We start from the raw sequence: 305 nt of genomic DNA, 5'->3' as shown, positions 1-305 counted from the left end.
CATTGCCGCCCTTCCTCAGACGACCATGAGGCCGTTGTCTTCGTATGCGCTGCCCTGCTCGAGTTCGCCGTCGAGGGTGCGGGCGAGCGCCATGATCAGCGCGGCGACGGCGTCTATCTTGTCGGCCGCATTCGCCTTGTCCGGCTTGACGTTTCCGGCGGGGTCCATGGCGACGGCGAAGTTGTCGACCATCCACCGCACTGCCGGATTGCCGCCGTGCCGGACGATCGGAGTCTCTTCGGTGCCTTGCAGTACGAGCCGCTGCAATTCCTTGGTCGGGCTCGACAGCGAGGCGTATCCCTGCC

The 305-nt window shown here is 65.6% G+C and carries 1 protein-coding gene; it reads right to left on the bottom strand.

What is annotated here, in order from left to right; translation table 11 throughout:
* Window positions 1-15: 15 nt before the first annotated feature.
* Window positions 16-305: terminase TerL endonuclease subunit (locus ON31_RS00015; RefSeq protein ID WP_039807846.1), on the bottom strand; the 290-nt coding region annotated here is incomplete at its 5' end.

The sequence above is a fragment of the Nocardia otitidiscaviarum NBRC 14405 genome (assembly GCF_000308635.1).
Lineage (GTDB): Bacteria > Actinomycetota > Actinomycetes > Mycobacteriales > Mycobacteriaceae > Nocardia > Nocardia otitidiscaviarum.
Note: the sequence above shows the minus strand (reverse complement) of the source record. Positions and strands in the feature narration are given on the sequence as shown.